The sequence below is a fragment of the Dinoroseobacter sp. S76 genome, from assembly GCF_049801095.1.
Classification (GTDB): Bacteria; Pseudomonadota; Alphaproteobacteria; order Rhodobacterales; family Rhodobacteraceae; genus Dinoroseobacter.
In genome coordinates this window covers 30,453-56,848 of sequence record NZ_JBNAGH010000007.1, presented here as the reverse complement: position 1 = coordinate 56,848, position 26,396 = coordinate 30,453, and the positions used below count along the sequence as shown (strand labels likewise).

Sequence of the window (26,396 nt, the reverse complement as noted above, 5' to 3'; positions counted from 1 at the left end):
CGCAGCTCAGTCCCGTTCGATCGCGATGGCCGTGCCTTCGCCGCCGCCGATGCAGATCGCCGCAACCCCGCGTTTGAGGTCGTGCTGCTCCATCGCGTTCAGGAGCGTGACGAGGATCCGCGCCCCCGAGGCCCCGATCGGATGGCCCAGCGCGCAAGCCCCGCCCCGAATGTTCATCTTCTCCCGCGGGACCCCCATCTCGTGCATGAAGGCCATGGGCACCACGGCAAAGGCCTCATTCACCTCCCAGAGGTCCACATCACTGACCTGCCAACCCAGCCGGTCGAGCAGTTTCTGCGCTGCGGGGACCGGGGCGGTCGGGAAGAGAGCCGGTTGTTGGGCGTGGCTCGCATGCCCAAGGATCTTGGCCCGCACCTTGAGGCCTTGCGCTTCCACGACATCGCCCCGCGCCAGCACCAGCGCCGCTGCTCCATCCGAGATCGAAGAAGAGTTTGCCGCCGTCACCGTCCCGCCCTCGCGGAAGGCCGGCTTCAACTGCGGGATCTTGTCCGGGCGGGCCGAGCTTGGCTGCTCATCCGCATCGATAACCGTCTCGCCTTTGCGGGTCGACACCGTGACCGGCACGATCTCCGAGGCAAAGGCCCCCTCCGCCTCGGCCTTCAGCGCGTTCTCCAGCGAGCTCAGAGCATACCCATCCTGCGCCTCGCGGGTGAACTGAAAGGCCTCAGCGCAATCCTCGGCGAAGGTGCCCATGAGACGCCCCTTGTAATAGGCATCCTCCAACCCGTCGAGGAACATGTGATCGATCACCGCCCCATGGCCGATCCGCGCACCGCCGCGCATTTTCTCGAGAAGGTAAGGCGCGTTGGTCATGCTCTCCATGCCCCCCGCAACCACGACATCCGCCGCCCCGAGCGCGAGCTGATCCGAGGCCAGCATCGCCGCCTTCATGCCCGAGCCGCACATCTTGTTGAGAGTGGTTGCCGGAACCCCATCGCCGAGCCCCGCCTGATATCCCGCCTGGCGCGCCGGGGCCTGACCCTGCCCCGCCGGAAGCACGCAGCCCATGAGCAACTCGCTGACATCCTCCGGCGCGCATCCGGCATCCCGCAGAGCCCCCGAGATCGCCGCACCTCCCAGTTCCGCGGCTGAGACAGGGGTGAACGCCCCCTGGAATCCCCCCATGGCCGTACGGGCCGCACCGCAAATAAAGACATCTTGCATTAAAAAATCCTCCCAGGGGCTCAGAAACCCGCGTCCTTGCTTACACTCTGGTAACCCATCGGGCCTAGGCTCGCATCAAACAAGATGAGAATGAGGGCCCCCTTATGCAGATCACAACCAATGCCCATGGCGATATTATCGTGGCCGAAGTGCATGAAGAGCGCATTGATGCCTCCTCCGCAGTGCAGTTCAAGGACGTGATGCAGGATATCGGTCGCGGCGATGGCAGCCGAGTGATTCTCGACCTGACCCAGGTCCAGTTTCTCGACAGCTCCGGCCTTGGCGCCGTGGTCGCCGTGATGAAAGCCTTCGCGCCGAACAAGACCCTGGAACTCGCCGGTCTGAGCCCTGTGGTGCAGAAAGTGTTCCGCCTGACGCGCATGGACAAGGTGTTCAAGGTCTATGACAGCTCCGAGCAGGCGCTGGAAGCGGCGTAACAGACCCATGGCGTCTCGCAGTGTTTCCAATGCACTTCGCTCCGGCGAAGACATCTCGTCGACATCAATCATGAGGCAGCGCGTGATCAAGTGTGACGCGGAATACACGATCCCGAGCCAGTACAGCGCGGTACGAGAGGCACTCTCCAATCTGCTGACCACCCTTCGGGAAGCGGGCGTTGGCGCCGAGGATACCGGCACGATCGAGCTGGTCCTCGCCGAGGCGCTGAACAATGTGGTGGAGCACGCCTACAAGGAAGACCCGGATCACAGCTTCGTGCTGACAAGCTCCGTCGCGGAGACCGGGTTGTCCGTGCGCATGACCGATCAGGGCGTGCCCATGCCCGGCCTCGCTCTGCCCAGCGGCACCCTGCCCGATATCGATACAGGTCTTCAGGACCTGCCCGAGGGGGGCTTTGGCTGGGCTCTGATCCATACGCTGACCGAAGAGCTGACCTATCAGCGTGTCGACGATCAGAACGTGACGAGCTTCATCATTCCCATGACCTGGGAAGATTGAGCCACACGCGCACGCGCCGACGGCCCTTGCCGTCAGACCTCGCCGCATTACAGTGCCCCTCCTGAGCGAGGAGGCCATATTCATGCGAGATTTTCACCAGCCGGGTCGGTCGGCTGTTTTTGCCCAGTCCGGGATGTGTGCGACCTCCCACCCGCTGGCAGCGAAGGTTGCGCTGGACATGCTCCAGCAAGGCGGCAATGCCATGGATGCGGCCATCGCCGGGGCAATCCTGCTGGGGATCTGCGAACCCCAGATGACCGGCATTGGCGGCGATTGCTTCGCCCTCGTCAAACCCGCAGACAGCGAAGAGATCTTCGGCCTCAACGGCTCCGGCCGCGCGCCCGCGGCCTTGAGCGCCGAGGCTCTGCGCGCCCAAGGCCATAGCGCCATGCCCCGCGCCGAGGCCGCCTCGGTTTCCGTGCCCGGGGCCATCGATGCCTTTTGCACCATGAATGCGCGCTGGGGCGCGTTGGATCTGGCCACGATCCTCGCCCCGACCATCCACTACGCCGAGACCGGCATTCCCGTCGCACCTCGCGTGGCCTTCGACTGGGAAAGAGACGGTCCGCGCCTGCAAGGGGTCGCGCGCAGCCATTACCTCCACGATGGAGCCACCCCCAAGGTCGGCACCCTCTTCAAGGCCCCCGGGCAGGCAGAGGTCCTCCGCCATATCGCCAAGGATGGACGAGACGGTTTTTATGCCGGACCGGTGGCCGAGGACATGGTCAACAGCCTGCGCGCGGCGGGAGGCGTCCACACGCTGGAGGACTTTGCGGCCACCGCCTGTTCCGACGCGACCCCGATCCGCGGCACCTACAAGGGCACGGAGCTGGTCGAGCTGCCGCCGAACAGCCATGGCGCGACGGCCATCCTCATGGCCAACATTCTCTCCCAATTCGACCTGCCCGCGCTCGACCCGTTCGGCACCTCGCGCGCCCATATCGAGGCCGAGACCGCAAAGCTCGCCTATGACACCCGCAACCGGATCATCGCGGATGCGGACCATACCACGCGTCTGGAGCACATGATGTCCATGGACACGGCCAAGGCGTTGGCCGACCTGATCGACCCCAAGCGCGCCATGGCCGACCCGACCCCGCTCGCCGATCATGTCCACCGCGAGACGATCTACATCACCGTGGTCGACGCCAACCGCATGGCCGTCTCCCTGATCTACTCGATCTTCGACGGGTTCGGCTCAGGGATCGCCTCGGACCGCTACGGGATCCTGTTCCAGAACCGCGCCGCTGGCTTCACGCTGGAGGCTGGGCACCCGAACGAGGCGGGCGGCGGCAAACGCCCCATGCATACGATCATCCCCGGAATGCTGCGCCAGAACGACAAGCTGGTCATGCCCTTCGGCGTCATGGGCGGTCCCTACCAGCCCAACGGCCATGCGCGCGTGCTGACCAATATGGTCGATTACGGCCTTGATCCGCAGGCGGCCCTCGACGCGCCGCGCAGCTTTTATGATCCGCGCTATGGGTTGCAGGTGGAGCGGGGTTACGCACCAAAAGTCCATGCGGAACTGGCCGAGATGGGCCACAAGGTCGTCATCCCAGACGCGCCGATCGGTGGGGCGCAAGCGATCTGGATCGATCCGGAAACGGGCATCCTGCAAGGCGCCTCGGACCCCCGCAAAGACGGGTGCGCGCTCGGCTACTAAGCCGCGCGCCGCTGGGTCAGTTCATCTGGAAATGGAGGGGATATTGACGCCCGTCGAAATCCCCGAAGAGATCCGGCACATCCGGGTGATCCACCGGTCCGCTGGCGCCATCAACGACGAGGTTCTGCTCAGAGACATAGGCCACATAGTAGCTTTGCTCGTTCTCGGCCAGCAGGTGATAGAACGGCTGATCCTTGCGCGGACGGCTGTCTTCCGGGATCGCGTCATACCACTCCTCGGTATTCGCGAATTCCGGATCGATATCAAAAACAACCCCGCGAAACGGATGTTTGCGGTGGCGGACGACCTGTCCCAGATTGTATTTGGCGTGCGCTTTCAGCATTTCATCGGACCTTGTCTTGCGCGATAAACTAAGGCGCAGGACGTCAGATGTCCATTGAACAAACAGTCGCTGGGATAAGCACACCGTGACTTTGGTCCTTACAGTCCTCAATGTCGTCGCTCCGGTCTTTTTGTTGGCGAGTCTGGGCTTTGCCTGGGTGAAGCTCGGCTGGGATTACCCGCTGGCCTTTGTCACGCGCCTCTCCATGACGCTGGCCGTGCCTTGCCTGATCTTCACCGCTCTGATGCAGACAGAGATCGACCCGGCGGCCCTCAGCACCCTCTCGCTCGCGACCCTCGCCGTCTATCTCGCCATCGCCGGTGCGGTCGCCCTTGTCCTGCGCGGCATGGGCCTCAGCATGCGGGATTACCTCGCCCCGCTCACCTTCGGGAACACGGGCAATCTTGGCCTGCCGCTCGCGCTCTTTGCCTTTGGCGAAATCGGGCTGAGCTATGGCGTGGTGGTCTTTGCCGTCATGGCGGTCCTGTCCTTCACCTTTGGCACCTGGGTCGTGGCGGGCGGGGGCTCGCCCCTGAACGTAATCCGCGAGCCCATGGTGGCGGCCACCCTGCTCGGCGCACTCTTTCTCTGGCAGGGTTGGGAGACGCCGCTCTTTCTGACCAACGCGCTGGAGCTCATCGGGCAGATCGCCATCCCGATCATGCTGATCACCCTCGGGGTCGCCGTGGCGGGCTTGCGCCCGGGCAAGATCGGGCAAGCGGTTCTGCTCTCGCTCATCAAACTCGCGGTCTGCGTCGCATTGGCCTGGGGGATCGGTCGCGCCTTCGCGCTCGAGCCCATCGCCTTCGGCGTGCTGGTGCTGCAGGTTTGCACCCCGGTCGCGGTCACCAACTACCTCATGGCCCAGAAATACGGCGCCGATGCCGAGGCTGTGGCCGGCCTCGTGGTGGTCTCGACCCTGCTATCTGTTGTCGCTTTGCCGCTGATCCTCGCCTTTGTGATCTGAACGCCTGCTTTAATCGTTTCCGCTGCCACGGTTTTTCGCTATCCTCTGCGCAAAATATAAAAGCTGAGAGAGCAGGATGAGCAGTAAACTTCGCCTCTCGATTGTGGTCCTGGCCCTCGCCGCGTGCGGGTCCGGCTCCAATCCGCCGTCACGGCTGGATGATGCCTGTGCGATTGTCGCACAGCGTCCGGCCTATTTGCGCGCCATGAAAAAGACGGAGCGTAAATGGGACGTGCCCGTGCCGGTGCAGATGGCCACGATCTATCAAGAGAGCAAATTCGACAGCGACGCGAGAACCCCACACAAATACGCCCTCGGGATCATTCCCATGGGGCGGGTGAGCTCGGCCTATGGCTATTCCCAGGCCTTGGACGGAACCTGGGATGACTATCGCAAGGAAGAAGGCGGGCGCTGGGCCAAGCGGGACAATATCCGCGACGCAACGGACTTCATGGGTTGGTACATGGACAAGACCGAAAAGCGCAACGGCATCCCCAAGACCGATGCCCGCCGCCAGTACCTTGCCTATCATGAGGGCCATACGGGGTATGCGCGCGGCAGCTACAATTCCAAGGATTGGCTGATCCGCGTGGCCCGCAGCGTGGAGGCGCGCGCAGCCATGTATGACGCGCAGCTCCGCTCCTGCCGCAAGCGCTAAGGGGTCGCTAGCGCTCTGGCCCCTGCACGGCCGAGAGCCCTGATGCGGCGAACACGGCCCGCGCCTGTTGCGGGTGCGGGTTCAGCTGACTGGCCGGCGTCGGGCTGGGGCCCGGCATGTCCCGGCGCGGCTCTACGCCATGGCAGAGCGCCTTGATCTGCGCGAGAAGCGCAGGCGTCGCCCCCTGTGCATCGGCGGTGTGTTCCGCGACCACCTCCGTCAGGGCCTCAGGCTCGGCAATCGCGTCGAAGAGGCCCCAGGAGAGGGCCGTCTCCGCCGTGACCTTCGCCCCGCCCAGCAGGATCATCTTGGCCCGGCTCAACCCGCACAGCGCGGCGAGGCGGCGCGGATCCGAGGGCTGTGGCAGGAACCCGTTCTTGAGCACCGGATAGAAGACCTTGGCATGGGGCACCGCCACCCGCAGGTCGCAAGCCAGCATCATGCCCAGCGCGCCGCCCGCGCAGGTCCCGTTCAGCGCCGCGACCGTCAGGCCCGGATAGCGCGCGATCCGGGTCGAGACCCGCTCCCACACCGCATCGGTGGTCAGGCTGCCATTGCGCGCGGCCTCGAGATCGGCGCCGGCGCTGAACACCTTGCCCGCCCCGGTCAGGATCAGCACCGTGGCCCCTGCGGCCTCCGCCTCGCTCAGGGCGCGCTCGAGCATCTGCAGCATCTCCGCCGTCAGGGCATTGGCCTTGTCCGGGCGGTCCAGCGTGATGGTGCACTGGGCCCCATCCATCGTCGTGGTAATCATGGGGCAATCAATCCTATCTTCTGTCGTAATCCTTCATCGCGCAGGGAGAGCTCCTCGCCGAGATAGCTGTCGGCCTCCGCCCCGCACATCCACAAAAGCGCCCGCGCCGGCCATTCGGCGGGGATGTGCACGGACCAGTCGAGCTGGCTGACCGGGTTGATGCCCGAGGCCTTGATCACTGTCTGCATATCCGTCGCCACGGTGCCCGGGCTGAGCCCCATCACCCGCACTCCGCTCGCGGCGGCCTCGTGATGGGCGCAGCGGGTCAGCATCGCCGCCCCCGCCTTGGAGGCGCAATAGGCGCTCCACCCTTCCAGCGGATGGCTTGCCGCGCCGGAACTGATGGTGATGATAGTCCCCGATTTCTGGGCCTTCATCACCGGCAGAGCCGCGCGCATGCCGTAGAAAACGCCCTTGAGGTTGATATCGATCAGCGCGCTCCAATCCGATGGATCGACACTGTCCAAAGGGGCGATCGGCGTGATCACACCGGCATTGTTGATCAGAACATCAAGCGTTCCGAACCGCGCCTGCATCTCGGCCACGGCCCGGGGCAGCGCCTCGGGATCCGACACGTCCCCCGGCAGGGCCAGAGCCGCGTCACCGATCTCCGCAGCGATCCGGGCACAGGCCTCCCCATTGCGCGCGAGCAGGCCCACCCGGGCGCCCGCAGCCGCAAAGACCCGCGCAGCGGATTCGCCAATGCCCGTGCTGGCACCGGTGATCAGAACAGATTTTCCAGAAATTGTTTGCATAGGTCGCGGCAAACCTTTCGTATTATGTGCCACTCCCGTCCCTTCCACGCTTGACCGTATACGGAGAGGCGGAAACAAAGAAAGTAATTTTTTGTGTATCTTACAGAGGGGCCCATCATGGTCATCGCCAACACGCCGTCCCACGTCTCTGCCACACTCGCCAAAGCCACGGCAATCGCGGTGGCCCTCTCTCCAACAGCGGGGTGGAGCCTGACCGCCGACGAGGTCTGGTCCCGGATGCAGGAAATCGCTCAATCCACGGGGGCGGATCTGAACTCCGTCTCCCGGGAGGCAGGTCCAGACACGCTGACGCTCAACCGGGTCGTCATGTCCTCTGAACCGCGCCCCAATGCGCCGACCAAGATGTACATGGAATACATGATCCTGACCGAGCAGGACGATGGCTCAGTCCGCGTCTATCTGCCCGAAAGCTTTGAGGTTCAGGCCACGGAACACGGCATTCCGGATGTCGATATATTCGCCATGCGGTTCACGCTGAAGGATCTTTACATGATCGCCAGCGGGGACGATGACGCCCTGATCATGAGCTACACTGCGGAACGCGCGGACCTCCTCGTCGGAACAACCGGCAGCAATCAGGAGGTTCCCGAAATCAGTGGATTTGCAGAGGGCCTGGATGTCACCACAACATTCAGCCCCGGTATCAGCGACACTTCAGGAACCGCGGAGCGCGCCAATTTATCCGTGGAGGTGCGAGATCCCGCGACGTTAACGACGATGGACCTTCTTATGGAGTTCAGTGGAATTGACGCCGCCTCGAAATCTCCCTTGGTGAACGCAACCAATTTCACGGCTGAAAATCTGGAAGAAATAGAATTCGAGTCCGTTTTTGGCTATCAGTCCGTGTCTATTGGCGTGGACAGCTCAATCCCTGACGCGCTCGGTGCCTTCGCCATGGAAGGCGGAGCAGGGCGCACTCAGCTGAGCTTCTCCGATGGCATATTGCAGCTGGACAGCGTCGGGTCCGAGCTGTTCTTCGATCTTCGGATGGTCGGCTTCCCTTTCCCCTTTGCATGGTCTGCCCAAGAGGCTGGCATCGGGTTTGCCTTCCCCGTGAACCTACCGGAGGGCAGCTATCCCTATTCTTTCACCCAGACCCTTAAGGATCTTGAGCTCAGCCCCTCGATCTGGGGACTCTTCGATCCCAACGCCGCCCTGCCTCAGGACCCTGCACAGCTGCGCATCGATCTCGACGGAATGCTGGCCGTGGGCGCGCCTGTTCTCGGCGATCTTTCACAGGGCATCCAGACCATGGTGCCGGAAACCCTGGCGATCAACGCTTTGGATCTCGAGCTTGCCGGGGCCAGTCTAGCCGGGACCGGAGCGCTGGAGTTCGACGATAGCATCCCGCCGATGGGACCTGATATGCCGGGGATGGCCGGGAACATCTCGTTGAACATGGCGGGGCTTGGGGACTTGATCCAACGGCTGGGCTCGATGGGGCTATTCGAACCCGAGATCTTGATCGGCGCGCGGGCAATGTTGGGCGTGCTGGCCCGTCCCGGGCCGGAGCCTGACACCCTGGAATCCGAGCTGGAATTCACCCCGGATGGTGGCGTGATTGCCAACGGAATGCGCTTGCGCTGAGTCCATTCCCGGGTCCGCGCTTGCACCTCTGGCAGGCGCGGCCTAGGTCTGAGGCACCCCAGCGCGAGCGAGAGCCATGCCCCAAGACCTGTCCCATCTGACCGAAGCCCTGTTGCTGGCCGCCAAATCGGCGGGCGCGGAGGATGCGGATGCCGTCGCCATCGAGGGCACAGCCCTCTCGATCGATGTGCGCGAAGGCAAGCTGGAACAGGCCGAACGCTCCGAAGGGGTCGATCTCGGGCTACGCGTGTTCGTGGGTCAGAAACAGGCGATCGTTTCGGCCTCGGATGTGAAACCAGACACCCTGCGCCAAATGGCCGAACGCGCGGTCGCCATGGCCGCCGAAGCCCCGGATGACCCGCATATCGGGCTCGCCGATCCCGACCAGCTCGCGCGCGGCTGGGATGTCGCCGCGCTGGAGTTGCAGGATCCAAGCGCCGAGCCCGCGCCGGGAGATCTCGAAGACGACGCGCGCCGGGCCGAGGCGGCGGCGCGGGATGTGACCGGGATCAGTCAGGTTCAATCCGCCAGCGCGGGCTACGGCCGCCGACAGATGCATCTGGCCACCAGTGCCGGGTTCTCCGGCGGTTTCGCGCGCACGGATCGCGGCCTTTCGGTTGTGGCAATCACTGGTACCGGTACGGAGATGGAGCGGGACTATGCCGGCGAGAGCCGGATCTTTCAGGCGGATCTGCCCCCACCCGAGGAGGTCGGCGCCCTCGCCGCCGAGCGCACCCTGGCCCGGGCCGGAGCGCGCAAGCCTCCGACCGGCGCCTATCCGGTGCTCTATGATGAGCGGATTTCCAGCGCGCTGATCGGCCATCTCGTGGCCGCGATCAATGGCAGCGCCGTGGCCCGCGGATCGAGCTGGCTTCTGGACGCGCTGGGGCAGGAGGTTCTGCCACCGACACTCAGTCTGATCGAGGATCCCCATCGCCCGCGCGTCTCCGGATCCCGCCCGTTTGACGCCGAAGGGCTGCCAACCCGCCCCCGCGTGGTTGTCGAGAATGGCGTGTTGCAGGGCTGGACGCTTGATCTCGCCACCGGGCGCAAGCTCGGCCTGCCCAGCACGGCAAGTGCTGCGCGCGGCACCTCCGGCCCGCCCTCGCCCGCCTCGACCAATCTCGCGCTGACACAGGGCGACCGCTCCGCAGCGGAGCTCGCCCGCGACATGGGGACCGGGCTCTGGGTGACCTCGATGATCGGAGCCTCGATCAATGCGACCACCGGGGATTACTCGCGCGGGGCCAGCGGCTATTGGGTCGAAAACGGTGAGATTGCCTATCCGGTCAACGAATGCACCATCGCCGGTAATCTGCGCGACATGCTGCGGACCCTGGTGCCGGGCAATGACGCACGCGGTCATCTGAGCCGGGTGGTGCCCAGCCTCCTCGTCGAAGGGTTGACGGTTGCCGGCGCGTGACCTCGACCTTCTGATCGACGCCGCAAAGGCGGCTGGTGACATCGCCGAGCGGTTCTGGGGCCAATCCCCCGAGACCTGGGAAAAACCCGATGGCGCAGGCCCCGTGACCGAGGCCGATCTGGCGGTCGACCGGATGCTCCATGCGGAGCTTCTGGCCGCGCGCCCGGATTATGGCTGGCTCTCGGAGGAGACCACAGACACCCCCGACCGGCTGGAGCGGGAACGGGTCTTCATTGTCGATCCCATCGATGGAACGCGCTCCTACATGGCCGGCCACCGGACCTTTGCCCATGCGCTCTCGGTGGTCGAGAACGGGCGCGTGACCGCCGGGGTCGTGTACCTGCCCCTGCGCGACAAGCTTTATGCGGCGGCGGCGGGACAGGGGGCGACGCTGAACGGCGCGCCACTGACCATCTCGCCCCGGCACGAGATCGCCGGCGCGGCGATGCTGGCGGCAAAGCCGACCTTCGATCCGCGACACTGGGGCGGGCGGTCACCGGGGTTTGAGCGGCATTTCCGCAGCTCTCTCGCCTACCGGTTGGCCCTGATCGGCGAGGGGCGGTTCGACGCGATGATGACCCTGCGCAAGAGCTGGGAATGGGATATCGCCGCCGGAAACCTGATTGTCGAAGAGGCGGGCGGGCAAAGCTCGGACCGCACTGGTGCGCCGCTCCGGTTCAACAGCGCCGAGGCGCAGACCGATGGGGTCGTGACCGCGAACCCGGTGCTCCATGCGGCGCTGATGGATCGCCTGACCCTCTAGCGGGGTTCAGAGCGCGCGGCCCTGCAGCAGCTTCGGCACATCGCCGGTCAACCCTGCCGCCTCGCGAATGAAGCGCTGGCGCGCCCCGGGCAGGGCATTGACCAGCCCCATTCCCAGATCGCGGCCCAGCCGCAACAGCGGGTTGTCATTGGAAAAGAGCCTATTCACCGCATCCGTCGCCACCGCGAGTGTCGCCGTATCGAACCGCCGCCAGCGCGCGTAACGCTCCAGCACATCGCGGGCCGCGAAATCCTCGCCGCGCCGCTGCGCCTCGATCAGGGTCTCGGCCAGCGCGCCCACATCCCGGAAGCCGAGGTTCAGCCCCTGCCCCGCGATGGGATGCACCCCATGGGCCGCATCGCCCACCAGCGCGAGCCGCTCTGCCGCAATGGTATTGGCGAGTGTCAGGCCCAGAGGATAGGTGAAGCGATCCCCGGCCAGTGCGGTCTCTCCGAGAAAATCCCCGAAACAGGGGCGCAGCGCCTCCAGAAACGCGGCATCGTCCAGGGCGGCGATCCGCGTGGCCTGCGCCGTGCGCTCGGACCACACGATCGAGCTGCGATTGCCCGGCAGGGGCAGGATCGCCAGAGGCCCGGCGGGCATGAAGAACTGGTGCGCGCAGCCCTCATGGGGCAACGCATGCTCGATGGCGCAAACGAGCGCCGTCTGATCATAGCCCCAGCCCGTGCGCGAAATTCCGGCGCGCCGCGCCGTCCCGCTCGACCGCCCATCGCAGCCCACCAGAAGCCGCCCGGTCAGGGTCTCGCCGCTCTCAAGGGTCACCGAAGCACCCGTGGCGGAGGTCTCTTGCGCGACGACCCGCGTCTCGGACAGATGGGTGATCTCCGGGGCGGCCTCCATCGCGTCGAGCAGCACCCGGCGCAGGAAGCGGTCCTCGACCATGAAGCCCATGGGCCCCTCTTCGATCTCGCCATGGTCGAAATGCATCCACCAGGGCGCCGCGCCCTCACCCGCGCGCCCGTCCGAGACCTTGATCTGCAGCATGGGCTGCGCGCGCTCGGCCAGCGCGCCCCAGAGACCCAGCGCCTTCAGCATCCGCTGCGAGGCCAGCGCCAGGGCATAGCTGCGCCCGTCAAACCCCGGATCGGCGCGGCGATCCACCGGCAGCGCGTCGATCACCGTGGATCGCAGCCCCGCACTTGCCAGCGCCAGCGCCAGGGTCGGACCGTTCAACCCGCCGCCGACAATAAGGATATCGCTCTCGCTCTGTGCCATGCCCTTGGATATGCGCCCGACCCGGCGATTGTCCATTGCGCGCGCAGCGGATAGCTTCGCGGCGAAACGTCTCTGTCGGAGGGTGAGGGTGTGCACAAGGATTGGTTGACGCAAAGCGCGGCAGAACAGGGGCGTGCGATTGGCGAGGGGACGCTGGATCCCGTCGCCCTGACCGAGGCCTATCTCGACGCGATTGCCGCCGCGGCTGAGAGCCCCCGGATCTATGCCCGCACCACGCCGGAGCGCGCCTTGTCCGAGGCCGTCGCCGCCCATGACCGCGCAAAGTCCCAGAGCCGTCTTGGGTTGCTCGATGGGGTGCCGATCTCCTGGAAGGACCTGTTTGACACGGCCGGGTCCGGGACCGAGGCGGGCTCGGCCCTGCTCGCCGGGCGGGTGCCCTCCCGCGATGCGGAGGTGCTGCGCAATGCGACCGCCGCCGGGCTCGTCTGCCTCGGCAAGACCCATATGTCCGAGCTCGCCTTTTCCGGGCTGGGGCTGAACCCGATGACGGCAACCCCGCCTTGCGTGAACGACCCCGATGCGGTGCCCGGGGGCTCATCCTCTGGTGCGGCGTCCTCCGTGGCCTTCGGGCTCGCGGCGGCGGGGATGGGCTCGGATACGGGCGGCTCCGTGCGGATCCCCTCGGCTTGGAATGATCTGGTGGGGCTCAAGACGACCTCGGGGCTCTTGTCGCTTGAGGGTGTCGTCCCGCTTGCGGCCTCCTTCGACACGGTGGGTCCGCTCTGCCGCACGGTGGAGGATACGGCCCTCTTTCTGGGCGCCCTCGGCGGGGTAAAGGCCCCGGATCTGCGCGGCGCCCGGATCAAGGGCGCCAAGCTCGCAATCCTGCGCAGCGTCGCCTTTGAGGACATCCGCCCCGAACCGCTGGCCGCCTTTGACGCCGCCGTGGCCAAACTGGCCGATGCCGGGGCCGAGATCACCGAGATCACCGCCGATGAAGTCCCCACGGCAATGGCCCTCTCCGGCGCGCTCTTTGCGACCGAGGGCTATGGCTATTGGAAAGACGTGATCGAGGCCGCGCCGGAGAAGATGTTCCCCCCGATTCTCGAGCGGTTCCGCGGTGGCAAAGAGGTCGATGCCCCGAGCTATGTGGCCGCCTGGAACGAGCTCCGCGCGCTGCGCGCGATCTGGGCGGCGCGGACGCGCGAGTTCGACGGGGTGCTCGTGCCCACAGCCCCGATCCTGCCCCCGGATGCCGGGCGGCTGATGACCGATGACGCCTATTACGTGCAAGAGAACCTCATGGCGCTGCGCAACACGCGGATCGGGAACCTGATGGGCCTCTGCGCGCTGACCCTGCCTACGGGCATGCCCTCCTGCGGGATCTCGATCATGGGCCAGCCCTTTGGCGAGGCCGCCCTTTTGCGGCTCGGCAAAGCCGCCGAGGCCGCACTCGCCTAAGCCCTGCCCGACCCGCGCCCGGGCAAAGCCGCAACAGGCTGGATCCAAGCCGCCTTTTTCGTGGACCGCACGCGACGCGCAGGCTAATCTGCTCGGAATAAGGGGCAAAAGACCCCGAACACTGAGGCAGTTATGGATTTTCCCGAGCGGTTTTCAACGCTTCCGGAATATGCGTTCCCGCGTTTGCGGGCGCTTTTGGATTCCCACGCGCCGGGCGGCGCGCCCCTCGCCATGTCCATTGGCGAGCCCCAGCATGCGTTCCCGTCCTTCGTCTCCGAGGCGTTGGCCGAGGCGATGCCGCTTTTCAACAAATACCCGCCCAATGAGGGCGCGCCCGATCTCCTGGCGGCGATTGGCGACTGGGTCGCGGGGCGCTACGGCGTCACCGTGGATCCCGCCACGCAGATCCTGGCGCTGAACGGGACGCGCGAAGGGCTCTTTGCCGCCTGTCTCGCCCTGTGCCCGGATCGCAAGGCCGGGGGCACACCTCGCGTCGCCATGCCGAACCCGTTCTATCAGGTCTATGCGGTGGGCGCGAAAGCTGCCGGGGCCGAGCCGCTTTTCGTGAATGCCACGCGCGAGACCGGGTTCCTGCCGGATTTCACCGCCCTGTCGGAGGCCGAGCTCGACCAGACCGCCATCGCCTATGTCTGCTCGCCCTCGAACCCCCAGGGCGCCGTGGCGGATGCAGACTATTGGCGCGCGCTGCTGACACTGGCGGAGAAGCACGATTTCTACGTCTTCGCCGATGAATGCTATTCCGAGGTCTACCGCGACACCCCGCCCCCCGGCGCGCTGCAAATCGCGACCGAGATGGGTGTGGATCCGGACCGGGTGGTGATCTTTCATTCGCTGTCCAAACGCTCCAACCTGCCGGGTCTGCGGTCTGGCTTTGCCGCCGCGGGTCCCCGGGCCATGGCCGAGCTGAAGAAGCTGCGCGCCTATGCCGGTGCCCCCCTGCCCGGCCCGCTGCAGGCGGTGGCCGCCAAGGTCTGGCGCGACGAGGCCCATGTGATCGAGAACCGCGCGCTTTATGCGGCCAAGTTCGACCGGGCCGACGCCGTCTTTGGCGATCTGCCCGACTATGTGAGCCCCCCGGCCGGATTCTTTTTGTGGCTGCCTGTCCCCGATGGCGAGGCGGCGGCCCTGAAGCTCTGGACCGAGACCGGTTTGCGGGTGCTGCCCGGGGCCTATCTCAGCCGCGACACGGATCGCGGCAACCCCGGCAAGGGCTTTATCCGGGCTGCGCTCGTCGCGCCCCCCGAGGATGTGGATCGGGGCCTGCTCCACATCCGCGATTGTCTGTATTCCTGAGGAGAGCGCGTCGATGGCTTACCAACCCCTCCGTCAACGAGACCCGTTGCTCGACACCAACACCCAAGCCGCGCTGGAGCGCCGCGGGCGCGAGCTCTTGGGCGTGGCGCTGGTGGCCATGGCCCTCGCGCTGGCCTTGTCGCTGGCGAGCTATGTCCCGGATGATCCTGGTTGGATGAGCACAAGCCAGGCCCCCGCCGAGAACTGGATGGGTCGACCCGGTGCCACCATCGCAGCACCTCTGAACATCATCATCGGGCAAGGGGCCTGGGCGCTGGTCGTCATCCTCGCGCTCTGGGGCGGTCGGTTCATCCTCCACCGCGGGGCGGAACGCTTCGTCGGGCGGATGATCTTTGCCCCCATCGCCGTGGCCGCTGTGGCGGTCTATGCCGCAACTCTCGTCCCCGGGGCCGACTGGGCTCATTCCTTTGGTCTGGGCGGGCTTTTTGGCGATACGGTTCTGGGTGCAGTACTTGGCGTGTCGCCCATCGCGCCCGGGATCGCGCTGAAGCTGACCTCGCTGACGCTGGCCGTGCTGTCCATAGGTTTGATCGCCTATGTCTCGGGCTTTGTCCGGGATGAGCTGCGCCGTTTGGCGGTCTTCTTCCTGATCGGTCTGGTCACGGTCTATGAGGCCGTACTGCGCCTGCTGGGCCGGGCGGGCGCTGGCGCAGTGGCGGCGGGATCGGCCGGTTGGCAGGCCCACAAGACCCGCGCGGCGGATCGTGCCGCGGATCGCGACGCGCAGAAGGCCGCCGCGATTGCCGCTGTGCGCAATGACCCGGTGATCTCGGGCCACACGCCTGCGCGCGTGCTACGCGCCGAGCCTGCGCTGAGCCGCGAAGACGAGATGCTGGTTGAGGACGACGCGTTCGAAGAGGCCGCGGAATATGCCCCCGAGATGCCCGAACCGCTGGCCAAGCCGAGCCTTCTGGCCCGGGTGAAGGCCCGCGCGCTGGCCCTGCCCACGCCGGAACTGGTCGACCCGGAACCGCTGGACGCGGATGTCCCGCCGAGTGAGCCGGACCGCGTCTCCGCTGCGATCACCGATGCCATCACCCGCCGCCGCAACCGGGTTTCGGGCCGGACACTCATGCTGCCCAAGGCCCCGCCGCCCAGCGCGGATATGGGCGCCGCCGCAGGCCTACCCGCCGAGCCGCCCCTGACCCGAAGCAGCGCCGCGCCGATGGCGGTGGAGGCCGATGAATGGGACGCGCCCGAGCCGCTTGAGGTCAACGACAGCGCCGACGATATGGACCCTGCCCTGCGCTCCGCCGACGCGGATTGGGACGAAGATCTGTCCGACGCGCCCGCGCTGGAGGAAGACTTCGACGAGCCCGACATCGTGCAGCCGCGCGCCGCCCCCGTGCTCGACCGGACCGCGCCGATCTTTCAGCGCCCGCGCACGCCGGAGTCGAAATCCGTCGTCCAGCACCCGCCGCGCAAGGCCCCGCAGCCCTCGCGCGCCGCTCAGGCCGAGGCACAGCCGGCCTTGCAATTCGAGCCCAAGGAAGTCGCGGAATACGAAAGCCCGCCCCTGTCGCTCCTGACCAGCCCGCGCAGCATCGAGCGCCTGCATCTCAGCGATGAGGCCCTTGAGGAAAACGCCCGAATGCTCGAATCCGTGCTCGATGATTACGGCGTGAAGGGCGAGATTGTCAGCGTCCGCCCCGGCCCTGTCGTCACAATGTACGAGCTGGAACCGGCGCCGGGCCTCAAAGCCTCCCGTGTGATCGGTCTGGCGGACGATATCGCACGCTCCATGTCGGCGCTTTCGGCGCGGGTCTCCACCGTACCCGGGCGCTCGGTGATCGGGATCGAACTGCCCAATGCCCAGCGCGAAAAGGTCGTGCTGCGAGAGATCCTAAGCGCCCGCGATTTCGGCGACAGCAACCTGCGCCTGCCCCTCGCGCTCGGCAAGGATATCGGCGGGGAGCCCGTGGTGGCGAACCTCGCCAAGATGCCTCACCTCCTGATCGCCGGGACGACCGGCTCGGGGAAGTCCGTGGCCATCAACACCATGATCCTGAGCCTGCTCTACAAGCTCAGCCCCGAGGAATGCCGGTTGATCATGATCGACCCCAAGATGCTGGAACTCAGCGTCTATGACGGCATCCCCCATCTGCTCAGCCCGGTTGTGACCGACCCCAAAAAGGCCGTAGTCGCCCTGAAATGGGTCGTGGCCGAAATGGAAGAGCGCTATCGCAAGATGTCCAAGATGGGTGTCCGGAATATCGAGGGCTACAATGGCCGGGTGAAGGACGCGCTCGACAAGGGCGAGATGTTCACCCGCACGGTCCAGACCGGCTTTGACGACGAGACCGGCGAACCCGTCTTCGAAACCGAAGAGAACATGCCCGAGGCCCTGCCCTATATCGTCGTGATCGTCGATGAGATGGCCGACCTGATGATGGTCGCGGGCAAGGAGATCGAGGCCTGCATCCAGCGTCTGGCCCAGATGGCGCGCGCCTCGGGCATCCACCTGATCATGGCCACACAGCGCCCCTCGGTTGATGTGATCACCGGTACGATCAAGGCGAATTTCCCGACGCGGATCTCCTTCCAGGTCACCTCGAAGATCGACAGCCGCACGATCCTCGGCGAGATGGGCGCCGAGCAACTGCTGGGCATGGGCGACATGCTCTATATGGCGGGCGGCTCCAAGATCACCCGCGTGCATGGGCCGTTCGTGTCCGACGAAGAGGTCGAAGAAGTCGTCACCCATCTGAAATCCTTCGGGCCGCCGGAATACATGAGCGGTGTGGTCGAGGGCGTGGATGACGAGAAGGCCGATGATATCGATCTGGTGCTCGGCCTTGGCGGGAATACCGATGGCGAGGACGCGCTCTATGATCAGGCGGTGGCAATCGTGATCAAGGACCGCAAATGCTCCACCTCGTACATCCAACGTAAACTTGCCATCGGCTACAACAAGGCCGCGCGCCTTGTGGAGCAGATGGAGGAAGAAGGTCTCGTCTCCCCTGCGAACCATGTGGGCAAGCGCGAAATTCTGGTGCCGGAACAGACCTGATCTGATCCCCTGTCCCGGCGCGCATAAGGGCCGGGACGCATGCCATATCTCTATGTCTATTCCCCCGATGATTTCGTGCAGGGGCTACCGGATGAGCACGGGGCCAAGGCCTATGGCTCCGGCGGGTTTCAACTGACGCTGAAGGCGGATGCGGAACCCACGATTGTCGAGATCAACGACAATGACCTCGTGTTTGACGAGGTCGATTCCTCCCAGCATATCGCCGAGACCGTCACCATCGACGGGGAGACGGTGACGGGCGGCACCACGATCCATTCCGCCTATGACCTGATCAATACGGGCTCGGGCCACAAGGTCACGAGTTTCCATTTCGGCGGGGACGGGTATCAGCAGGGGCCCGTGGATGGGATCGCCTCGACCGAGGTGATGACGCCGGGCCAGACCTATCATTTCAACTACGAACGCACCTCGCATCAGCAGAACAACCAATACACGGATTTCGTGTCCTGTTTTGTGGCAGGCAGCCGGATCCTGGCCGAGACGGGCGAGGTGCCTGTGGAGGATCTGCGCCCGGGCGACCGGGTGATCACCGCGGATCATGGGCCCCAGCCCTTGCGCGCCGTGTTGCGGCGGCCTGTCCGCGCGGCGGAGCTTGCGCGGTCCCGTGACCTCCGCCCGGTGCGGATTGCGGCGGGTGCCTTGGGGCAAGGCCTGCCTGCGCGGGATCTGCGCGTCTCCCCGCAACATCGCTTGCTGGTCCGGTCGCAGATCGCGGCGCGGATGTTCGGGATCCCCGAAGCGCTAGTCTCGGCGCGCAAGCTCATCGGCCTGCCCGGGATCGCACCCTGTTCGGGGGCGGACGGGATCGTATATCTGCATCTGGTGCTGGATCGGCACGAGGTGATCTTTGCCGACGGGGCCCCGACCGAGAGCCTCTATCTCGGCCCCGGGGCGCTTGCCTCGCTGACCGAGGCGGCGCGGGACGAGTTGCTGGCGGTGTTCCCCGATCTGCAAACCGAAGCGCCCGCGCCGAAATGCGCGCGGCTGATCCCCGCGGGTCGGTTGCAGAGCCGGCTCTGTTTTCGCCACGGCAAGAACGGAAAACCTCTGCTGGAGACGCCCGGACCCTAAGCGCCGGGGCGCGGGACACATGTGCCCCGCGCGGTCGCACCCGGGATCGGCTGGGTCTCGCCGCTGTGACGGGGCGGCTATGGCATAGCACCCCAGCGCCCCCTAGATACCAGATCATGAAACGCCGCGATTTTACCGCCCTCGCCCTTGCGGGTCTGATGACCCCCATCCTGACCGCGCCGAGCCGCGCCCAGAGTGCCGGGTTGATCCCGTTGAACGAGATCTCCACCTATCTGCGCGGGCTCGATCTGGCCCAGGCCCCCTTTACGCAGCGCAATGCGGATGGATCGACCTCCACCGGGACGCTCTATCTCCGTCGCCCCGGGCGCGCCCGCTTCGAGTATGATCCCCCCGCCGAGGCGCTGGTCATGGTCGGCGGCGGCACGGTCGCGATCTTTGATGACAAGGGCGATCCCACGCCCGAGAGCTATCCGCTGCGGCGCACGCCCCTATCAGTGATCCTGTCGCGCAATGTGGATCTGGCCGGGTCGGACGCGATCTTCGCCCATCAGCTGGAGGGCGATCTGACCACGGTCTTCGCCCATGACCCGAAGAACCCGCAATATGGCCAGATCGCCCTGCAATTCGCCCCCGGCCCGACGCGCCTCAGCCGCTGGGTCATCACTGGCGAGACCGGGGAGCGCACGGTGATCGATCTCGGCACACTCTCGCGCCCGAGCCAACTGTCCAACAACCTCTTCAACATCAAAGGTGAGATGGACCGCCGACGCCGGGACTAACGCGCGGCTGATCTGGACCTTGGCGGCGGGCGGCGGTACACCGACCGCGACCGCGCCTCCGCGCGCCCATTTGCACGAAAGCCGTCCGCCCATGTCCGCCCCTGATACCGCCACCGCTGACACACCCGCCCGTTTCGACCCCGCAAAGATCGAGCCGAAATGGCGCGCCGCCTGGGACGAGGCCGGCACCTTCCGCGCCACACCGGATGCGGAGAAGCCGAAATACTACGTGCTGGAGATGTTCCCCTACCCCTCCGGTCGGATCCATATGGGCCATGTGCGCAACTACACCATGGGGGACATGGTGGCGCGCTATAAGATGAGCACGGGCCATAATGTGCTGCATCCGATGGGCTGGGACGCCTTCGGGATGCCCGCGGAAAACGCCGCCATGGACAGTGGCGGGCATCCGGCGGAGTGGACCTATGACAATATCGCGGTGATGCGCGACCAGATGAAACCTCTGGGTCTGAGCATCGATTGGAGCCGCGAATTCGCCACCTGCGATCCAGAGTATTACGCCCAACAGCAGGCGCTGTTCATCGACATGCTCGAAGCCGGGCTGGTCTATCGCAAGAATGCCACGGTGAATTGGGACCCGGTGGATATGACCGTGCTCGCCAATGAGCAGGTGATCGACGGCAAGGGCTGGCGTTCCGGCGCGCCGGTGGAGCGGCGCGATCTGACCCAGTGGTTCTTCAACATCTCCGGCATGGCCGAAGAGCTGCTGGAAGCGCTGGACGGTCTGACCGACTGGCCCGAGAAGGTCCGCACCATGCAGGCCAACTGGATCGGCAAATCGCGCGGGCTGCAATTCGCTTTTGATCTGACCGCGCCGGCAGGCGGGCAGGCGCAGATCGAGGTCTATACCACCCGGCCCGACACGCTGATGGGCGCGTCCTTTGTGGGGATCTCGGTGGACCATCCCCTGGCCAAGGCGCTGGAGACCGAGAATGCCGAGCTGGCTGCGTTCAACGCGGAATGTCGGCAGATGGGCACCTCCGAGGCGGATCTGGAGCAGGCCGAGAAGCGCGGGTTCGATACGGGGCTGAAGGTGCGCCACCCCCTGAACCCGGACTGGGAGCTGCCGGTTTGGGTCGCGAATTTCATCCTGATGGATTACGGGACCGGCGCGATCTTTGCCTGCCCGGCCCATGACCAGCGGGACCTGGATTTCGCGCGGAAATACGACCTGCCGGTGATCGACACATTCATGGCGCTAGAAGATGGCGCACCGGTGAGCGACACGGCCTTCGTGCCGCCCAAGACCGAGAAGGTCCGCTGGCTGGATCACTTCGCCGGGCTGGGCGAGGCCACGGGGCAGGAGGCGATCGATGCCACCATCGATTGGGTGGAGGCCCAGGGCTGGGGCACGGGCGTGACCAAGTTCCGCCTGCGCGATTGGGGCATTTCGCGCCAACGCTACTGGGGCTGTCCGATCCCGGTCGTGCATTGCGAGACCTGCGGCGTGGTTCCTGAGAAGAAGGAAAATCTGCCTGTCGAGCTGCCCAAGGATGTGAGCTTCGACATTCCCGGCAATCCGCTGGATCGGCACCCGAGCTGGCGCGATGTGGCTTGCCCGAAATGCGGCGGGCCTGCGCGGCGCGAGACCGACACGATGGACACCTTCGTGGACAGCTCCTGGTACTATGCGCGGTTCACCGCACCCCGGGCCGCGACGCCGACGGACCTGTCCGAGGCCGAGTACTGGATGAATGTGGACCAGTATATTGGTGGGGTGGAGCATGCGATCCTGCATCTGCTTTACTCGCGCTTCTTCGCCCGGGCCATGCAGATCACCGGTCATCTGCCGGAAAAGGCGAGCGAGCCGTTCAATGCGCTGTTCACCCAAGGGATGGTGACCCACGAGATCTACATGACCCGCGATGAGGCGGGACGGCCGGTCTATCACCTGCCCGAGGATGTGGATGTGGAAGCGCGCGTGCTGCGTGCGACAGGTGAAGCGGTGGAGGTGATCCCCTCGGCCAAGATGTCGAAATCCAAGAAGAACGTGGTCGATCCGGTCAATATCATCGAGGCTTATGGCGCAGATACCGCGCGCTGGTTCGTGATGTCCGACAGCCCGCCGGAGCGGGATGTGGAGTGGACGGCCTCGGGCGCGGATGCGGCGTTCAAGCATCTGAGCCGGGTCTGGCGCATGGCCAATGAGCTGAGGGGGAGCGACGCCTCGGAGCCCCCTGCGGGAGCCGCCTCGGCGTCGCTGGCTCTGGCCCGGGCCTCCGCCCGTGCCATTGCCGAGGTCACCGCCGGCATCGAAGGGTTTGCCTTCAACAAGTCCGTTGCGAAGCTCTATGAGTTCACCAACACGATCCAGAAATCCAAAGCCCCGGCCCAGGAGCGACAGGAAGCTTTGCGCGTGATGGCGCAGCTCATGTCGCCCATGACCCCGCATCTGGCCGAGGAGGTCTGGTCCATGCTGGGCGGCGCAGGTCTTGTGGCCGAGGCGCCCTGGCCCGTGGCCGATCCGGCCCTGCTGGTTGAGGACACGGTCACCCTGCCGATCCAGATCAATGGCAAGCGCCGCTCGGAACTGGTCGTGGCCAAGGATCTTCCCAAGGACGAGGTTGAAAAGCGCGCGCTGGCGGATGATGCTGTGGTCAAGGCGCTCGCCGGGGGGACGCCGAAGAAGCTGATCGTGGTGCCCGGCCGGATCGTGAATGTCGTTATCTGACCGTCGGACCTTCTTGCTGGCCCTGCCCGCTGCCGCGACCCTCGCGGGCTGCGGGTTCACCCCGGTCTATGCGCCGGGCACCGAGGCCTCCCGGCTCCAGGGCACGGTCCGCATGGACGACCCGACCACGGAGGACGGGTTCGACATTGTCCGTCAGATCGAACAGCGGCTGGGCCGACCCAGCGCACCGCTTTATGGGCTGACGATCACACCCCGGGTCACCGAGGAATCCCTCTCGGTGGTGGGCTCGCGCGATCTCACCCGGTTCAACCTGATCGGCACCGCGACCTTCGCCCTCCGCGATCTGGCGGATGACAGCGCTCTGCTGACGGGCGAAGTGGACAGCTTCACCTCCTATTCCGCCACCGGCACCACCGTCAGCACCCTGACCGCCGAGCGGGATGCGCGCACGCGGCTGATGATCAATCTCGCCAATCTGGTGGTGACACGGCTTCTGGCCTCGTCGGAAAGCCTCGCCCTGTGAAGCTCGCACCGCGGGAGCTGGCCGGGTATGTCACCCGACCTGAACCGGACCGGGCGGGTGTGCTGCTTTATGGCGGGGACGCCATGCGCGTCTCCCTCCGGCGGCAAGCGCTGGTCAAGGCTCTGGTCGGTCCCAAGGGCGATGAAGAAATGCGCCTGACCCGCATTGCCGGAGCCGATCTGCGCCGGGATCCGGCGGCCCTGATGGATGCGATGAAAGCCATCAGCATGTATCCCGGCCCCCGCGCTGTCCATGTGGAGGGCGCGACCGAGCAGGCCGCCCCGGCCATCACCGCAGCGCTCGCGGAATTCCAGCCTGGCGATGCGACCCTTGTGGTCACCGCCGGGAGCCTCAACGCCCGCTCGAGCCTGCGCAAGACCTTCGAAGGGCACAAGAACGCCTATGCCGCCGGGATCTATGACGACCCGCCGGACCGGGCCGAGATCGAAGGCATGTTGCGCAGCGCCGGTCTGGGCGAGATCAGCCGCGAGGCGATGACCGACCTCAACGATCTGGCCCGAGCGGTCGACCCCGGGGATCTGGCGCAGATCATCGAGAAGCTCGCCGTCTACAAGCATGGCGACCCGAGCCCGGCCACGCCCGAAGATATCGCCGCCGTTGCCCCCGCCTCCACCGAGGCCGAGCTCGACACGCTGCTCCATGCGGTGGCCGAAGCGGATCTGCAGCGGATCGCGCCGCTGGTTGCCCGGCTCTCGGATCAGGGGGAGGGCGCGGTGCGGCTCTGTATCGGGGCGGCCCAGCATTTTCGGCGCCTCTACACGGCGGCGATTGATCCGAGCGGCCCGGCGGCGGGGATCTCCCGCGCGCGCCCGCCGGTCTTTGGCCCGGCGCGCAACCGCATGATCCGGCAAGCCCAAAGCTGGGGCGCGCAACGGCTGGAGACCGCGCTCGGGATCATCACCGAGACCGACCTGACCCTGCGCTCTTCCCAGAAAGCGCCGCAAATGGCGGTGATGGAGCGCGCGCTGATCCGGCTCGCCATGCTCGGCGCGCAACGCTAGCCCCGCAAGGAGACCCCCATGTCCGACTACACCGTCTATGGCACCCCGCGCAGCCGGGCCTTTCGCGTAATCTGGATGCTGGAGGAACTGGGCCTGCCCTATGCGCTCAAGCCCGTGCCGCCGCAATCCCCGGAGATCCGCGGCGTGAGCCCCACGGGTAAGCTGCCGACCCTGACCGTGGGCGAGGCAGCGATCACCGATAGCAGCGCGATCCTCGCCTATCTCGCCGACACCCATGGGGCGTTGACCGCGCCTGCAGGCTCGCTCGACCGGGCGCGGCAGGATGCCTGGCTGCACCGGATCCTCGATGAGCTCGACTCCGTAGTCTGGGCGGCCGCGCGCCATTCCTTCGTGCTCCCTGAGGGGGAGCGCGTCCCGGAGGTCAAACCGGCGCTGAAACGGGAGTTTGCCCGCAATCTTGCGCGGATCGCGGCGGAGATCGGCGATCAGCCCTTCCTTTTGGGAACGGAGATGACTGTGCCGGATATCGTTCTGACCCATTGCATGGGCTGGTCTCTGATGGCGAAGTTCGACCCGCTGCCAGAGCCGCTGGAGGCCTATCACAAGCGGATGCGCGGCCGTCCGGCCTATCAGCGGACCGCGGCCGCCGCCTGATCGAGCCAGGCCAGCGCGCCCTGCCCGGCCCAGCGCCCGGACGCGAAACAGGCCGTCAGCAGGTAGCCCCCGGTCGGCGCCTCCCAGTCGAGCATCTCGCCACAGGCAAAGACCCCCGGACGGTCGCGCAGCATAAGCCGCCCATCGAGAGCCGCCTCCTTGAGCCCGCCTGCCACGGAAATCGCCTCGTCCAGCGGGCGCGGCCCGGCATGGGCAAGTGTCAGCGCCTTGAGGGTCTGCGCCAGTGCCTCTGGGTCGCGTGGCAAGGGTCGGGCGCATTCCTGAACCAGCGCGATCTTGGCCGGGGTTAGCCCCGCCGCTTTGCGCAACTTGCCGGAAATGCTCGTTTTCGACGACACCCGCGCGAGCTTCTGGGCGAGCGTCGTCCCGTTCAAATCCGGGCAGAGGTCGAGCACCAGCGGCGCCCCCTCGCGCAGCGCAGGCGCGAGGGCATAGATCCCGCCGCCCTCGATCCCACGCGCGCTCAGCACAACTTCCCCCCGGGAGCTCAGCGCTCCGGCCCGCAACCCGATGCCCTTGAGCGGCGTGCCGAAATGCCGGGGCATATGGTCGGACCAAGGGATCTCGATCCCCATATTGGCGGGCGCAAAGGGCGCGCAGTCGGCTCCGATCCAGTTTACCCACGCACCATCTGAACCCAGACGCCGCCAACTGGCCCCGCCCAGGGCCAGAATCACAGCCTTGGCCGTCACGTATTGCGGCCCCTCCGGCGTCTCAAAGCGCAGGGTCTGATCCTGCCAACCCGTCCAACGCCACCGGGTCCGCATCTCGACCCCATTGTCACTGAGCCGGGACAGCCAGGCCCGCAGCAGCGGAGAGGCTTTCATCACATCGGGAAACACCCGCCCGGTGGAGCCGGTGAAGACGCTCTGACCCAGTCCCCGCGCCCAGTCCTGCACGGCCTCTGGATCAAATTCCTTCAGCATCGGCGCGAGCCAGGGCGCAGCGGTGCCATAGGCAGCCAGGAACGCCTCGGGCGCTTCGACCTTGGTCAGGTTGAGCCCGCTTTTCCCGGCCATCAGAAGCTTGCGTCCCGGGCTGGGCATCTGATCGACCACGAACACCGACCGCCCGGCCATTGCCAGGGTCTCCGCCGCCATGAGCCCTGCGGGACCGGCACCGATCACCAGCGCCTCCACATGCGTCATCGGCTGGCCTCGCGGCGCGGCCCGGTTGGGGGGAAAGAGATCATGCGTCTCCATTCCCCTGCGCCGCGACAAGATCAACCCCTTGGGCGCGGAAACCTTGCCGCCGCGGGGGCGCGCGCCACTTGTGGAGCACACCCGTTGGATCCCGCCCGATGCCCAGTGATGATACCGCCTTGCCGATCTGCCCCCTCTGCGATCGGCCCATTCCGCCCGCTGCACCGCAAAGCCTGCACCATCTCGTGCCGAAACTGCGCGGTGGGAAGGGCGGTCCGACGGTTCTGCTCCATCAGATTTGCCACAATGAGATCCACGCGGTCCTGAGCGAGGCCGAGCTGGCCCGCAGCTATGCCAGTATCGAAGCTTTGCGGACCCATCCGCATCTGGCGCGGTTCGCCGCCTGGATCGCCAAGCGCCCGCCGGATTTCCACGGGAAGACCACTGGCGGGCGACGCGCTTGGAAGCGCAGGCGATAGGTCACGGTGACCTCTCGGGCGGTGCCG

At 66.0% G+C, this 26,396-nt stretch carries 23 protein-coding genes and 1 pseudogene; 18 read left to right on the top strand and 6 right to left on the bottom strand.

All coding sequences use genetic code 11. The annotated features are described in order from the left end of the window. Nucleotides 1-6: 6 nt before the first annotated feature. A complete protein-coding gene (locus ACP153_RS17570) occupies nt 7-1,185 on the bottom strand; it encodes a thiolase family protein (RefSeq protein WP_424972323.1) in 1,179 nt (392 codons plus the stop codon). 104 nt (nt 1,186-1,289) lie between these two features. On the opposite strand from ACP153_RS17570, the gene ACP153_RS17565 reads away from it, so the two are divergent. The 3 genes from ACP153_RS17565 (at nt 1,290) to ACP153_RS17555 (ending at nt 3,808) form a co-directional block, all read left to right on the top strand. Then, on the top strand, nt 1,290-1,622 hold the full coding sequence (locus ACP153_RS17565) for an STAS domain-containing protein (protein WP_424972322.1): 333 nt from the start codon (nt 1,290-1,292) through the stop codon (nt 1,620-1,622). An 82-nt stretch (nt 1,623-1,704) separates the two neighbouring features. Then, entirely contained in the window at nt 1,705-2,142 is a 438-nt protein-coding gene (locus ACP153_RS17560) for an ATP-binding protein (protein WP_424972321.1), read from the top strand. Between the two features lie 82 nt (nt 2,143-2,224). Further along, nucleotides 2,225-3,808, top strand: coding sequence for a gamma-glutamyltransferase family protein (locus ACP153_RS17555; RefSeq protein ID WP_424972320.1), 1,584 nt, complete (start codon nt 2,225-2,227; stop codon nt 3,806-3,808). A 16-nt stretch (nt 3,809-3,824) separates the two neighbouring features. Here the strand turns inward: ACP153_RS17555 and hspQ are convergent, their stop codons facing one another. Further along, the gene (gene hspQ, locus ACP153_RS17550; protein ID WP_424972319.1) at nt 3,825-4,151 is read right to left on the bottom strand and encodes a heat shock protein HspQ; all 327 of its coding nucleotides are present in this window, start codon (nt 4,149-4,151) and stop codon (nt 3,825-3,827) included. Nucleotides 4,152-4,236: 85 nt separating this feature from the next. On the opposite strand from hspQ, the gene ACP153_RS17545 reads away from it, so the two are divergent. Both ACP153_RS17545 and ACP153_RS17540 read left to right on the top strand, forming a co-directional pair. Continuing rightward, nucleotides 4,237-5,118, top strand: a complete 882-nt coding sequence (locus ACP153_RS17545) for an AEC family transporter (RefSeq protein WP_424972318.1) — start codon at nt 4,237-4,239, stop codon at nt 5,116-5,118. Between the two features lie 76 nt (nt 5,119-5,194). Then, nucleotides 5,195-5,776: a lytic transglycosylase gene (locus ACP153_RS17540; RefSeq protein ID WP_424972317.1), complete on the top strand. Its 582-nt coding sequence runs from the start codon at nt 5,195-5,197 to the stop codon at nt 5,774-5,776. A 142-nt stretch (nt 5,777-5,918) separates the two neighbouring features. Here ACP153_RS17540 and ACP153_RS17535 read toward each other — a convergent pair. Further along, nucleotides 5,919-6,530: pseudogene (locus tag ACP153_RS17535) on the bottom strand (enoyl-CoA hydratase/isomerase family protein); the annotation flags it as partial. After that, nucleotides 6,527-7,285, bottom strand: a complete 759-nt coding sequence (locus ACP153_RS17530; RefSeq protein WP_424972316.1) for an SDR family oxidoreductase — start codon at nt 7,283-7,285, stop codon at nt 6,527-6,529. The pseudogene ACP153_RS17535 and the gene ACP153_RS17530, both read right to left, overlap by 4 nt. 117 nt (nt 7,286-7,402) lie before the next feature. Here ACP153_RS17530 and ACP153_RS17525 point away from each other — a divergent pair, with 117 nt between their 5' ends. The 3 genes from ACP153_RS17525 (at nt 7,403) to ACP153_RS17515 (ending at nt 11,079) form a co-directional block, all read left to right on the top strand. Next, the gene (locus ACP153_RS17525) at nt 7,403-8,893 is read left to right on the top strand and encodes a hypothetical protein (protein ID WP_424972315.1); all 1,491 of its coding nucleotides are present in this window, start codon (nt 7,403-7,405) and stop codon (nt 8,891-8,893) included. Nucleotides 8,894-8,969: 76 nt separating this feature from the next. After that, nucleotides 8,970-10,316 carry a TldD/PmbA family protein gene (locus ACP153_RS17520; protein ID WP_424972314.1) on the top strand — a complete coding sequence of 449 codons (1,347 nt, stop codon included), beginning with the start codon at nt 8,970-8,972 and terminating at the stop codon, nt 10,314-10,316. Further along, nucleotides 10,303-11,079, top strand: coding sequence for an inositol monophosphatase family protein (locus tag ACP153_RS17515; protein ID WP_424972313.1), 777 nt, complete (start codon nt 10,303-10,305; stop codon nt 11,077-11,079). Before ACP153_RS17520 ends, ACP153_RS17515 begins: the two co-directional genes overlap by 14 nt. A 6-nt stretch (nt 11,080-11,085) precedes the next feature. On the opposite strand, the gene ACP153_RS17510 is transcribed toward ACP153_RS17515, so the two are convergent. After that, nucleotides 11,086-12,351, bottom strand: a complete 1,266-nt coding sequence (locus tag ACP153_RS17510; protein WP_424972312.1) for an FAD-dependent monooxygenase — start codon at nt 12,349-12,351, stop codon at nt 11,086-11,088. Between the two features lie 54 nt (nt 12,352-12,405). Between ACP153_RS17510 and ACP153_RS17505 the strand changes: the two genes are divergently transcribed. The 9 genes from ACP153_RS17505 (at nt 12,406) to ACP153_RS17465 (ending at nt 24,727) form a co-directional block, all read left to right on the top strand. After that, nucleotides 12,406-13,737: an amidase gene (locus tag ACP153_RS17505; RefSeq protein WP_424972311.1), complete on the top strand. Its 1,332-nt coding sequence runs from the start codon at nt 12,406-12,408 to the stop codon at nt 13,735-13,737. A gap of 132 nt (nt 13,738-13,869) precedes the next feature. Next, nucleotides 13,870-15,051 (top strand): aminotransferase class I/II-fold pyridoxal phosphate-dependent enzyme, encoded by a 1,182-nt coding sequence (locus ACP153_RS17500; protein ID WP_424972310.1) that lies wholly within the window; start codon nt 13,870-13,872, stop codon nt 15,049-15,051. 13 nt (nt 15,052-15,064) lie between these two features. Next, on the top strand, nt 15,065-18,082 hold the full coding sequence (locus ACP153_RS17495; RefSeq protein ID WP_424972309.1) for a DNA translocase FtsK: 3,018 nt from the start codon (nt 15,065-15,067) through the stop codon (nt 18,080-18,082). Nucleotides 18,083-18,121: 39 nt separating this feature from the next. Further along, nucleotides 18,122-19,174 carry a Hint domain-containing protein gene (locus tag ACP153_RS17490; protein WP_424972308.1) on the top strand — a complete coding sequence of 351 codons (1,053 nt, stop codon included), beginning with the start codon at nt 18,122-18,124 and terminating at the stop codon, nt 19,172-19,174. 116 nt (nt 19,175-19,290) lie between these two features. Continuing rightward, nucleotides 19,291-19,914 (top strand): LolA family protein, encoded by a 624-nt coding sequence (locus tag ACP153_RS17485; RefSeq protein WP_424972307.1) that lies wholly within the window; start codon nt 19,291-19,293, stop codon nt 19,912-19,914. Nucleotides 19,915-20,005: 91 nt separating this feature from the next. Next, nucleotides 20,006-22,606 (top strand): leucine--tRNA ligase, encoded by a 2,601-nt coding sequence (leuS, locus tag ACP153_RS17480; protein ID WP_424972306.1) that lies wholly within the window; start codon nt 20,006-20,008, stop codon nt 22,604-22,606. Then, nucleotides 22,593-23,090 (top strand): LPS assembly lipoprotein LptE, encoded by a 498-nt coding sequence (lptE, locus tag ACP153_RS17475; RefSeq protein ID WP_424972305.1) that lies wholly within the window; start codon nt 22,593-22,595, stop codon nt 23,088-23,090. Before leuS ends, lptE begins: the two co-directional genes overlap by 14 nt. Then, the gene (gene holA, locus ACP153_RS17470; RefSeq protein WP_424972304.1) at nt 23,087-24,112 is read left to right on the top strand and encodes a DNA polymerase III subunit delta; all 1,026 of its coding nucleotides are present in this window, start codon (nt 23,087-23,089) and stop codon (nt 24,110-24,112) included. The genes lptE and holA overlap by 4 nt, the downstream gene beginning before the upstream one ends. A gap of 18 nt (nt 24,113-24,130) precedes the next feature. Next, nucleotides 24,131-24,727 (top strand): glutathione S-transferase family protein, encoded by a 597-nt coding sequence (locus ACP153_RS17465; protein WP_424972303.1) that lies wholly within the window; start codon nt 24,131-24,133, stop codon nt 24,725-24,727. On the opposite strand, the gene ACP153_RS17460 is transcribed toward ACP153_RS17465, so the two are convergent. Further along, nucleotides 24,703-25,896 carry a TIGR03862 family flavoprotein gene (locus tag ACP153_RS17460; protein ID WP_424972302.1) on the bottom strand — a complete coding sequence of 398 codons (1,194 nt, stop codon included), beginning with the start codon at nt 25,894-25,896 and terminating at the stop codon, nt 24,703-24,705. The genes ACP153_RS17465 and ACP153_RS17460 overlap by 25 nt on opposite strands. Before the next feature lie 152 nt (nt 25,897-26,048). On the opposite strand from ACP153_RS17460, the gene ACP153_RS17455 reads away from it, so the two are divergent. Beyond that, complete coding sequence (locus tag ACP153_RS17455; protein WP_424972301.1) at nt 26,049-26,369, top strand: HNH endonuclease; 321 nt, start codon at nt 26,049-26,051, stop codon at nt 26,367-26,369. Nucleotides 26,370-26,396 lie beyond the last annotated feature (27 nt).

What these genes read in the sequence shown, in the direction of transcription:
- ACP153_RS17460 (WP_424972302.1), bottom strand. Translation starts at nt 25,896, where the DNA reads ATGACGCATGTGGAGGCGCTGGTGATCGGTGCCGGTCCCGCAGGGCTC.
- ACP153_RS17510 (WP_424972312.1), bottom strand. Translation starts at nt 12,351, where the DNA reads ATGGACAATCGCCGGGTCGGGCGCATATCCAAGGGCATGGCACAGAGC.
- hspQ (WP_424972319.1), bottom strand. Translation starts at nt 4,151, where the DNA reads ATGCTGAAAGCGCACGCCAAATACAATCTGGGACAGGTCGTCCGCCAC.
- ACP153_RS17500 (WP_424972310.1), top strand. Translation starts at nt 13,870, where the DNA reads ATGGATTTTCCCGAGCGGTTTTCAACGCTTCCGGAATATGCGTTCCCG.
- ACP153_RS17520 (WP_424972314.1), top strand. Translation starts at nt 8,970, where the DNA reads ATGCCCCAAGACCTGTCCCATCTGACCGAAGCCCTGTTGCTGGCCGCC.
- ACP153_RS17540 (WP_424972317.1), top strand. Translation starts at nt 5,195, where the DNA reads ATGAGCAGTAAACTTCGCCTCTCGATTGTGGTCCTGGCCCTCGCCGCG.
- ACP153_RS17570 (WP_424972323.1), bottom strand. Translation starts at nt 1,185, where the DNA reads ATGCAAGATGTCTTTATTTGCGGTGCGGCCCGTACGGCCATGGGGGGA.
- ACP153_RS17525 (WP_424972315.1), top strand. Translation starts at nt 7,403, where the DNA reads ATGGTCATCGCCAACACGCCGTCCCACGTCTCTGCCACACTCGCCAAA.
- ACP153_RS17455 (WP_424972301.1), top strand. Translation starts at nt 26,049, where the DNA reads ATGCCCAGTGATGATACCGCCTTGCCGATCTGCCCCCTCTGCGATCGG.
- ACP153_RS17555 (WP_424972320.1), top strand. Translation starts at nt 2,225, where the DNA reads ATGCGAGATTTTCACCAGCCGGGTCGGTCGGCTGTTTTTGCCCAGTCC.
- leuS (WP_424972306.1), top strand. Translation starts at nt 20,006, where the DNA reads ATGTCCGCCCCTGATACCGCCACCGCTGACACACCCGCCCGTTTCGAC.
- ACP153_RS17465 (WP_424972303.1), top strand. Translation starts at nt 24,131, where the DNA reads ATGTCCGACTACACCGTCTATGGCACCCCGCGCAGCCGGGCCTTTCGC.
- ACP153_RS17485 (WP_424972307.1), top strand. Translation starts at nt 19,291, where the DNA reads ATGAAACGCCGCGATTTTACCGCCCTCGCCCTTGCGGGTCTGATGACC.
- lptE (WP_424972305.1), top strand. Translation starts at nt 22,593, where the DNA reads ATGTCGTTATCTGACCGTCGGACCTTCTTGCTGGCCCTGCCCGCTGCC.
- ACP153_RS17495 (WP_424972309.1), top strand. Translation starts at nt 15,065, where the DNA reads ATGGCTTACCAACCCCTCCGTCAACGAGACCCGTTGCTCGACACCAAC.
- ACP153_RS17565 (WP_424972322.1), top strand. Translation starts at nt 1,290, where the DNA reads ATGCAGATCACAACCAATGCCCATGGCGATATTATCGTGGCCGAAGTG.
- ACP153_RS17490 (WP_424972308.1), top strand. Translation starts at nt 18,122, where the DNA reads ATGCCATATCTCTATGTCTATTCCCCCGATGATTTCGTGCAGGGGCTA.
- ACP153_RS17530 (WP_424972316.1), bottom strand. Translation starts at nt 7,285, where the DNA reads ATGCAAACAATTTCTGGAAAATCTGTTCTGATCACCGGTGCCAGCACG.